This window comes from Sedimentitalea sediminis (assembly GCF_042687825.1).
Classification (GTDB): Bacteria; Pseudomonadota; Alphaproteobacteria; order Rhodobacterales; family Rhodobacteraceae; genus Sedimentitalea.
Genome location: NZ_JBHUQE010000008.1, coordinates 141,885 through 150,372 on the forward strand (window position 1 = coordinate 141,885; position 8,488 = coordinate 150,372).

General features: G+C 55.7%; 13 protein-coding genes and 2 pseudogenes. 9 read left to right on the forward strand and 6 right to left on the reverse strand.

Going from position 1 to position 8,488, the window contains the following annotated elements:
• Positions 1-441: 441 nt before the first annotated feature.
• The gene (locus ACFMPD_RS09090) at positions 442-768 is read left to right on the forward strand and encodes a hypothetical protein (RefSeq protein ID WP_380993486.1); all 327 of its coding nucleotides are present in this window, start codon (positions 442-444) and stop codon (positions 766-768) included.
• Here the strand turns inward: ACFMPD_RS09090 and ACFMPD_RS09095 are convergent.
• Positions 723-1,454, reverse strand: a complete 732-nt coding sequence (locus ACFMPD_RS09095) for a Crp/Fnr family transcriptional regulator (RefSeq protein WP_380993500.1) — start codon at positions 1,452-1,454, stop codon at positions 723-725. The genes ACFMPD_RS09090 and ACFMPD_RS09095 overlap by 46 nt on opposite strands.
• Before the next feature lie 154 nt (positions 1,455-1,608).
• Here ACFMPD_RS09095 and ACFMPD_RS09100 point away from each other — a divergent pair, with 154 nt between their 5' ends.
• Complete coding sequence (locus ACFMPD_RS09100) at positions 1,609-1,965, forward strand: hypothetical protein (RefSeq protein WP_380993487.1); 357 nt, start codon at positions 1,609-1,611, stop codon at positions 1,963-1,965.
• 20 nt (positions 1,966-1,985) lie between these two features.
• Here ACFMPD_RS09100 and ACFMPD_RS09105 read toward each other — a convergent pair whose 3' ends face one another.
• Both ACFMPD_RS09105 and ACFMPD_RS09110 read right to left on the reverse strand, forming a co-directional pair.
• On the reverse strand, positions 1,986-2,360 hold the full coding sequence (locus ACFMPD_RS09105) for a phage holin family protein (protein ID WP_380993488.1): 375 nt from the start codon (positions 2,358-2,360) through the stop codon (positions 1,986-1,988).
• A complete protein-coding gene (locus ACFMPD_RS09110) occupies positions 2,361-2,690 on the reverse strand; it encodes an ElaB/YgaM/YqjD family protein (RefSeq protein WP_380993489.1) in 330 nt (109 codons plus the stop codon). It lies immediately after the preceding gene.
• A 158-nt stretch (positions 2,691-2,848) separates the two neighbouring features.
• Between ACFMPD_RS09110 and ACFMPD_RS09115 the strand changes: the two genes are divergently transcribed.
• Both ACFMPD_RS09115 and ACFMPD_RS09120 read left to right on the forward strand, forming a co-directional pair.
• Positions 2,849-3,019 (forward strand): DUF1328 domain-containing protein, encoded by a 171-nt coding sequence (locus ACFMPD_RS09115; protein ID WP_380993490.1) that lies wholly within the window; start codon positions 2,849-2,851, stop codon positions 3,017-3,019.
• A 70-nt stretch (positions 3,020-3,089) separates the two neighbouring features.
• A complete protein-coding gene (locus tag ACFMPD_RS09120; protein ID WP_380993491.1) occupies positions 3,090-3,587 on the forward strand; it encodes a Dps family protein in 498 nt (165 codons plus the stop codon).
• Positions 3,588-3,667: 80 nt separating this feature from the next.
• Here ACFMPD_RS09120 and ACFMPD_RS09125 read toward each other — a convergent pair whose 3' ends face one another.
• Positions 3,668-4,486, reverse strand: a complete 819-nt coding sequence (locus tag ACFMPD_RS09125) for a response regulator (RefSeq protein WP_380993492.1) — start codon at positions 4,484-4,486, stop codon at positions 3,668-3,670.
• Positions 4,487-4,597: 111 nt separating this feature from the next.
• On the opposite strand from ACFMPD_RS09125, the gene ACFMPD_RS09130 reads away from it, so the two are divergent.
• The 5 genes from ACFMPD_RS09130 to ACFMPD_RS09150 all read left to right on the forward strand — a co-directional run bounded on the left by ACFMPD_RS09130 (position 4,598) and on the right by ACFMPD_RS09150 (position 7,703).
• Positions 4,598-4,771 (forward strand): NepR family anti-sigma factor, encoded by a 174-nt coding sequence (locus ACFMPD_RS09130; RefSeq protein ID WP_380993493.1) that lies wholly within the window; start codon positions 4,598-4,600, stop codon positions 4,769-4,771.
• On the forward strand, positions 4,768-5,322 hold the full coding sequence (locus tag ACFMPD_RS09135; RefSeq protein WP_380993494.1) for an RNA polymerase sigma factor: 555 nt from the start codon (positions 4,768-4,770) through the stop codon (positions 5,320-5,322). The genes ACFMPD_RS09130 and ACFMPD_RS09135 overlap by 4 nt, the downstream gene beginning before the upstream one ends.
• Positions 5,319-7,055, forward strand: coding sequence for a sensor histidine kinase (locus ACFMPD_RS09140; protein WP_380993495.1), 1,737 nt, complete (start codon positions 5,319-5,321; stop codon positions 7,053-7,055). Before ACFMPD_RS09135 ends, ACFMPD_RS09140 begins: the two co-directional genes overlap by 4 nt.
• A gap of 93 nt (positions 7,056-7,148) precedes the next feature.
• Positions 7,149-7,280: an entericidin A/B family lipoprotein gene (locus tag ACFMPD_RS09145; RefSeq protein WP_380993496.1), complete on the forward strand. Its 132-nt coding sequence runs from the start codon at positions 7,149-7,151 to the stop codon at positions 7,278-7,280.
• Between the two features lie 234 nt (positions 7,281-7,514).
• Positions 7,515-7,703, forward strand: coding sequence for a hypothetical protein (locus ACFMPD_RS09150; protein ID WP_380993497.1), 189 nt, complete (start codon positions 7,515-7,517; stop codon positions 7,701-7,703).
• Between the two features lie 158 nt (positions 7,704-7,861).
• Here the strand turns inward: ACFMPD_RS09150 and ACFMPD_RS09155 are convergent.
• A pseudogene (locus tag ACFMPD_RS09155) lies at positions 7,862-8,127 on the reverse strand (integrase core domain-containing protein); the annotation flags it as partial.
• Positions 8,126-8,389: pseudogene (locus tag ACFMPD_RS09160) on the reverse strand (integrase core domain-containing protein); the annotation flags it as partial. The pseudogenes ACFMPD_RS09160 and ACFMPD_RS09155, both read right to left, overlap by 2 nt.
• Positions 8,390-8,488: the final 99 nt, after the last annotated feature.

The following is an 8,488-nucleotide window of genomic DNA, read 5'->3' on the forward strand; positions in this document are numbered from 1 at the left end:
ACGAATGGCCCCGGAAATTCGCCGGCAGGTGTCGTCCAACCAATGCATGTTGAGAAAAAAGGTTCCGGTGCGGTCCGACAGCAGAACAGTCCGGTCGCCTTGGGCGCCGCTCAGCGAGTTGATTTCAGAAGAAGAAACTCATTGGCGCATCCGACACAATTTTTTTTCTGCAGGTCAAAAAAACCGCTCTCAACCAAAATTCCATGGAACCAATGCCGTCGCCACAAGTTTCATACGGGCAAGTTCGCTAGTAACGAGTGACCACACAGCTGCGTGCCATTCCCGTTCGATACCGCACGCGCTATAGCACCTGATTTTTCCCAAGGTGTGCTGACCCCCACCGCGCTTCGGTGGGGGTCTTTTCATGAGGCTGGTCCCAATTGCCACGTTTGCTGACCGCGTTGACCACGCGGTTGAAAACAGTGCTGTGCATATTGTTCCGTGGCACCACCACCGCGAAATCTTCTGGAAGCGGTGTCGCTGGCGCGTTGCCTGGCTCACGCGTTTGATGTCGACAAGCCAGAACCTGGCAGCTTTCATTCGTCCTTGCCGGTGTCCAATGCGGGCGGCTGCTCTTCCGGCAGATCGCCGAACAAGCCAAGCATGACCATCGCAATTCAGTCGTGGATGTTCTGGCGTGTGAACAGAAAGAAAGAAGACGATCCCGAAAAAACAGAATACCAGCCGCTGGGGTCAGCGCTCGGCAATGCGCACATTGCGCGTCACAGCAAAGGGCGCACCATGGGTTTCAACGTGGGATCAATCTGAGCGATCTGGCAGAGCCTGTCATAGTTGATGATTTCTAGCTTACCCCGCGACCAGTTTGCGACGGATTGGTCACGCAATTTCTTAAGAGTCTTGTTCGTATGCACCAGCGACAGACCAAGGGCATCTGCAAGATCCTGTTGCTTGAAAGGAAGCGGAATAAAAGAACCTTTCTTGAGGTCAAGCGCCTTGCAACGATCATTGAGACGCACGAAAGCGGTTGCCACCCGTTCGATCCCGCTCATTTGCCCCAGAATGGCCAGGCTTTCTCCCAGTAGATGCTCTTCGACTGCCGCAAGCCAGGTCAGGTCAAAAGCCCGCTTGGGGTGGTGTTCGAAGAGATTCCACAACGATTTTCGATCAAAAACGCACAGCAACATGTCCGTACTGGCCTCGACCGAATGCTGCATTTCCTCCATGACGCCCGCTTGAAGGCCCAGGAAGTCGCCCGGAAGAATGAAGTTAATGACCTGCCGGTCGCCATCTTCCAGGGTTTTGTACCTTAGGCCCATGCCCTTGAGGACCGTGTAGAGTTGCGGGCTGTTGGAACCTTCCATCATCAGCGTTGTACCGGCCTCGACTTTCAGCTCGCCAGCCTTGAAGTTCTGCATGAAACGGATTTCGTCATTGCTCATGTCGTCAAAGAGCGACTTCTTGCGCAATGGGCAGCGTTTGCATGTTACCGGCATCTGATTCCCCCAGATATGTCGTAGTTTAATGCCTGTTCGGGGTTTTTGTTCCAAGTTAAATAGTGGTGGATTGCACATCAGGGGGCGAATTGTGGGCAGCTGCACGAAATCGCAGAGTTTTGGAGAATCAGGCCCTTCTGATCGACCAATATATTTGCTGCTGGAAGAAAATTTGATCATCGCATCGGACATGGTGGCCGTGCTGGAGGCAGCGGAAGCGTGCCATATCATTCATCTGACGGCTCCCGACCAAGTCATCGACGCCCTGGCGCGCACACCGCGTTTGACGGCCGCGATCCTTGAACTGAATCCATCGGATCTTGTCGGCAGCGACATCGAAACCGCATTGAATCATCATGGCGCCCGTGTCGTCCTGACCAAGGGAGATAGCACCGATCCAGAGGTCGAGGAGCGCGGATGGATGATGCTGTTACGGCCCTTCACCGATCACATGCTGCGCGAATTGTTGACGACAATGGCAGCGCCAGGACGATCACAGTCAGCGGCCTAGGCCGGGTGCGCGCGGCATTCCTAACGCCCAGCTCTTGCAGACCTGCCAGCCTGTAAGCCCATGGCAAACCCTTCGGCCATTTGCAGAAACGGCTCACGATGCCTGGCGTCAGCCTCATGCGATGCGACGTCAGCATCCGAGGTCGGTCGATGCGCAGTGCCGGATGTTCCGCGCATGCCAAATGCCAGCAAGGTGAGTCCGACGCCAAGGTAAAGTGCACCGATAACCGTCGCCGCGAACAGCGGGGTTTCCAGACGGGCAAGAACTAGCCACAGCGCCCCTGTGAGAAAAGCGAGACCTACAACTGCGAACAACGTGCCCAAAGCAGACAGCGCTGCTGCACGAGCGGTGTCACGCGCCCTGGATTTCACCTCGGAAACAAGCTGGTGTACCACTTACTTCCGCCCACTCAGAAAGCCCAAAAGAAAGCCGACTCCAACGGCTATACCCACGGCAGTCGCGGGCTGGTTCCGAACGGCATCCGTCGCCTGCTGTGTCAGATCCTCGACGCTTGCCTGAGCGTCCTGCAACGTCTTCTCGCCGCGGTCACGCAGGTGTGCGACCTTTTCAGATGCGTCTGCAACAACCGCTTCGCGGCGTGCCGCACTCATTTCGACAAGCGTCTGGGAAATGGCGGCGATGTCGGTTTTCAGAGCGTCGATCTGATTGGACAATTGCTGTGCTTCGGATTCGCTGACTTTGGCGGCTGTTTTGGACTGTGTCATCTTTAGCTCCGTTGTTTGATCCGCCTCACCAACGCAGAACTCAGGGCAATGTTCCAAAATTAAACAGTTCGAAGCCTGCCTGTTTCTTCAAAAAATTTCGGAACTGATCGGCCCGTTCGACGTTGGGTCGGTATCTAACTCAACGAAAGGAACTAGAAATGCTGAGCTGGGCTATCACTTTCTTGGTCATTGCGCTTATTGCCGCTCTTTTTGGATTTGGGGGTATCGCCTCTGCATCCGCAGGCATTGCCCAAATTCTTTTCTTTGTCTTCATCGTGCTCTTCGTGCTTGCGCTTGTGATGCGCGCGATGAAAGGCCGCAAACCCTGACAATGCGAGAAAAAATTCTCGCGCACCTGCTTTCAGGTTCGAATCTGGACGCTAGAAAAAGAGGATTATCATGGCGGATCTGCTTCAGGCACAGACTCAAAGAGATGCGACAGACACCGGTGTTCGCAACACAAAGGCCGTTGCCGATGGCCTGACGAATGTCCTGGCGGACACATACCGTTTGGTCTTTAAGACTCACGCGTATCACTGGAATGTCACCGGGCCCCTCTTCTATTCGATTCACAAACTGACTGAAGAACAATACGAAGACATGTTTGCCGCAGCAGACCAACTGGCTGAACGGATTCGCGCCTTAGGTGAGATCGCGCCGATGAGCCTGTCCGCCGTCACCGACAATTCCGTGATCGAGGACCTGGGAGGCAGACCGACAGCGCGAGAGATGGTTGTTGATTTGGCGGATGATCATGAACGGATAGCACATCGCCTTCACGATCTCATCGAAGTTGCCTCGAAACACCGCGATCCGGTAACCGAGGATCTTGCGACTGCTCGTGCGACCTTTCACGAAGAAGCAGCCTGGATGCTGCGGGCGATTGCCGCCGACTGATCCCGACGTAAATCCTTATAGAAAAAGGCCCAGCGATAAATTGCGCCGGGCCTTTCCACGTCTTTTGGGTGGCAAACCGGTCAGATTTCCATTGTCTCGGTACTGGCGAAAAACATTGCCTGGCTTACGGCGGACTGTACCTGGTCTTCGGTGTATGGTTTGGTGATCAAAAAAGCCGGCTCCGGGCGCTCGCCGGTCAGCAACCTTTCCGGAAAGGCGGTAATGAAGACCACGGGGACCACGCCCAATTCGGTAAATATGTGGTTCACCGCATCGATACCCGATGATTTGTCCGCCAGTTGAATGTCCGCCAGGATCAAATCCGGTGGTTGCTTGCGGGCGAGATCAATAGCGGCATCGCGTGTCCGGGCGATGCCGGTCACTTCGTGCCCCATCTGCTCCACAATGGCCGATATATCCATCGCGATGATCGCTTCATCCTCGATAATCATCACACGACCCTGGATGCTCTGTTTCATCTCGCGGCGGGCAATTTCCAGCAATTCCGCTGCTTCGCTTGCGGAGATATCCATGATCGCTGCGACCTGATCGACCGGAAACCGCTCGATACTGTGCAAGAGCAGCGCCTCACGGGTGTTTTCGGTCAGGTTTGCGAGATGCTGCTGAGCGCGGGCTTCAGGCGACGACGCGTCTGACTGATCTGCAATCTGCGCTCCGGACGATTTCCAGATCGAGTTGAAAGTCTTGAACAGTGCCAGTTTCACTGGCAACCCGTCAGCCAACTGCGCCGGGTCCTGCAAGATCGCCTCTAGAGTCGCAACCGCGTAACGGTCCCCGCTTTCCTGGCTGCCGGTCAATGCACGGGCATATCGCCTGAGAAAGGGCAATTCGGTGCCGATTTCTTCAGAAATGCCGCCCGTTTCCTGGCGTTCGCTCATTTCGTCCCCTCAAATACGTCGAATGTTCGGAACCAAACGCCCCGTGACGTGTTTGGTTCCAGAAGCTAGAGTGTTATTTGACATTTCTACTACGGCAAAAACACGAGCGCTATGACAAAGAAACGCAGGACCTCCAAAGTGAACCAGCAGATTGATGAAAACCTCCGCAGGGTGTATTCGGACGCGGCCAGTGAGCCGATACCCGACAGGTTCGCGCAGTTGCTGGAGCAATTGCGCCAGAAGGAGGAGGCGGAGCCCTCTGGGGAAGACGGGAAATCTGAGTGACCAAGCAGTCGGACCCAAAGGACGAACTGGTCGTGCACCTGCCCGCGATGCGCGCCTTCGCGATGAGCCTGACGCGAAACTCTGCGATCGCGGACGATCTTGTTCAGGACACGGTCGTCAAAGCCTGGAGCAATCTGGACAAGTTCAAGCAGGGCACGAACCTGCGCGCGTGGTTGTTCACGATTTTGCGAAATACCTTCTACTCGCATCACCGAAAGCGTCGCCGAGAGGTCGAAGATCCTGAAGGCATAATGGCCGACAAGCTCTCCCGAAAACCGGACCATGACGGCAGGCTCGCGCTGGATGATTTCAAGAGCGCATTCGCGCAGCTGACCGCAGAACAGCGCGAAGCTTTGGTACTGGTCGGCGCCGAAGGATTTTCCTATGAAGAGGCTGCCGAGATGTGTGGCTGTGCCGTCGGTACGATCAAAAGCCGCGCCAATCGCGCAAGAAAGAATCTGGCGGAACTGATGCATCTGGATGATGAAAGCGACCTTGAACTAACAGATTCTGCCACACTTGCTGTTGTGACGGGGCCTTCGGGCGCATGACCGCAAACGCGTGGCTGCGCAGGTTTCGCGCCCGGCCACGGCTTGCGATACAACTCATCGCAGTCTTGTCTGTCGCCATTCTGCCCCTGGGTCTGATTTCGATATACCAGACGTCAAAAGTTCTGGAAGAGGCCCGCGCGCTTTCCGAAATCGCGCTGCTTGACCGCACGCGTCGCGCCGCCGCGGAAGAGCGCGAACTGATCCAGTCCGCCTTTGGCGCTGTCGAGGCGATCAGCGCCGCAGCCAGAGTGTTCCAGGGCAAGCTTGAAGGTTGCGACCGTATTCTCGAACAACTGATTGTGCACGACAGAAGATACATTTTTGCCGGGTTCGTGAACACCGAAGGCCAGATGACCTGTTCATCAACGCAGGAACGGACTGACCTGAGCCAATCCGCATTTTTCAGAGACCTGATTTCGAGGCCCGAGATGCGCGTTGGTGCTCAGCCAATGTCCGCTCTGGGCGGGGGTTTTGCGCTGAATGTCAGCGTACCGGTGACCGATAACGAAAATCTTGTCGGATATGCCTGGATTTCGATTCCGCTGAAGCTTGCGAATAAACTGCTTCTGGAAAATGGCGAAGCGACAGACCTTCTGGTTTTCAACAGCGACGGTGAGATCCTCGCAACCGAGTCGTTTTCGGACGACCGCCGCAAGATATTGCCGCAGAATCGTACATTGGCCGAATTGGCAGATCACCAGTCACAGACATTCCGTGCGGTAAATCGTGCCGGCGAGGTTCGGGATTTTGCCGTCGAAGCGATCGCAAACGGCACGGTCTTTGTGCTGGGCAGCTGGGAGCCGCGCATACAACGGGCATTATTGGGGCGCGGGGAATCTGTCGCGCTGTACTTTCCACTTCTTATGTGGATCGCCGGGATGCTTGTTGCCTATTTCGGGATTAATCGCCTGGTGATCAGGCATGTGCGCCGGTTGCGTCACTGGATGCGCCTTTATGCCGGTGGCCAGACTGATTTCCGTGATGCGGCCCTCCTCAACGCGCCCGAAGAACTTGAAGCGGTTGCCGGCGCTTTCCGCTCGATGACGGCACGGCTGGCAGAGCAGGATCGTCTGTTGAAAGACGATCTGGAAGAGAAAACCACGTTGCTGCGCGAGGTTCATCACCGCGTCAAAAACAATCTGCAACTGATTTCCAGCATCATGAACATCCAGATCAGAAACGCGTCGGGTGACGAGGCTAAGCTTGTGCTGCGACGGGTGCAGGACAGGGTGATGGCCCTCTCGGCTATTCACAGATATCTCTACCTGTCTCGCAAACTTTCCATGGTACGGGCAGATCAGCTTCTGGATGACATCATCAAACAGCTGGTGGTTGTCGGCACCATCGATGAGCCGGAAAATCAGGTAACGATCGCGACCGATTTCAGCCCGGTCGAAATCATGCCGGACCAGTCCGTGCCGCTGACACTGCTGGCCACCGAAGCCGCCATGAACGCCGTCAAGTATTGCGGTGCCGCGGCTGGTGAAAAACCCTGGATCAACATCGTACTCCGAGATCTGGGGCAGGATCGCATCGCACTGAGCGTCGTGAATTCCCGCGTCCAACCCGATCGTACCGAACCGGAAGGCGATACCAATGCGACTGGTTTGGGATCGCGTCTGATCGAGTCCTTTGTGTCGCAACTGGACGGCAGCCTTGAGGTTGTCACCCGTCAGGACCGTTTCGAACTCCACGTGAGCTTCACTTTGATGCGCGAGACGGAAGACGACTAAGAAATACCTGTTGTCAAAGATTTTTTCGACCGGATGGAACCGGTGCCGCCCAGGCGCGTTGATCCCCCACAAGAAGACAAACGGAGTGTAAACATGACCCGCTTGAAATCATTCATCCTGTTGTTCGCCATCGTCACAGGCGTCACAGCCTGCGAGACCATCGAGGGCGCAGGGCGCGATATTGAAGATGCAGGTCAAGCCATCAGCGACGCAGCAGAAGAGTAAGCGTCGTCACGCCTGCGTCCGTCAATGAACGCATCTTTATCCAGCAGTCTCAAATAGGCGCGGCCTCGGTATCGGCTCAGCCAGCATCAACCGACTTTCAGCCCATGGCCGAAGGCGCGATCAGGGGTGGGCTCGTCGTCGTCAATAGCTGCGGGATCCCCCGGACGAACACAAGAGAGCCGAGTGCGATCTCGGCCAATCCAAATGTTTTACCTAATACAAGGAAACGAACAGATGACCGATTCAACAGGCAACAACTCAAACGGGAGCAACGCCGGAGCATTCATTCTGGGCGGCGTGGTTGTAGCGCTGGCAGTCCTTGCGTGGGTCGTCCTTGGAGGTGGCTTTCAGGCCGACCAACCTGACATAAGCGTCGAAGTGCCAGGCGTTGGCGCAATTGAAGGTGAAGTCAAAAGCGACTGACACTGCATATCACAAGACGCGTTGCCCTTCCCCCGTCATTAGGGCCGACTTGATCTGGAATCTTCCGGTTGGGTGACCCGCTCCCCTTTGTCGGAGCACCCGGCTGGAGATTTTCCGGGGGTTTGAACTCTGGGCGGCCTGCCCAGACCTGAGCCGTTTAGCAGCGAGATCGGAGATTCGTTCCCGATTGCGCTGTGGGGTCGTACTTCGTTGTCGTCTCTGCGCCAGTCCTCCATTTTGTGCGGGCGTCATCAAGGCTCATGAACCAATGGGTGTTCAGGCATTCCGCGCGGAACTTGCCGTTGAAGCTGTAGATGAATGCATTGTCGGTTGGCTTGCCCGGCCGTGAGAAGTCCAGCGTGACACCTTTCTGGTAGGCCCAGAGATCGAAGTCACGTGATACAAACTCAGACCCTTGATCGACGNGTGCGGGCGTCATCAAGGCTCATGAACCAATGGGTGTTCAGGCATTCCGCGCGGAACTTGCCGTTGAAGCTGTAGATGAATGCATTGTCGGTTGGCTTGCCCGGCCGTGAGAAGTCCAGCGTGACACCTTTCTGGTAGGCCCAGAGATCGAAGTCACGTGATACAAACTCAGACCCTTGATCGACGCGGATCGACTTTGGATAGCCTGTCCGGGCGCAGACTTGTTCTAATGTTTGTACGACATCCTCACCGCGATAGCTGTCAGTCCCCCGGACTGTTTGCTGATCCCTCCTCACCTGATGTTTGCGGGTTCTGACAACGGATATGCCGTTCTGGTGTCAATCGGCATTGAACTTTGA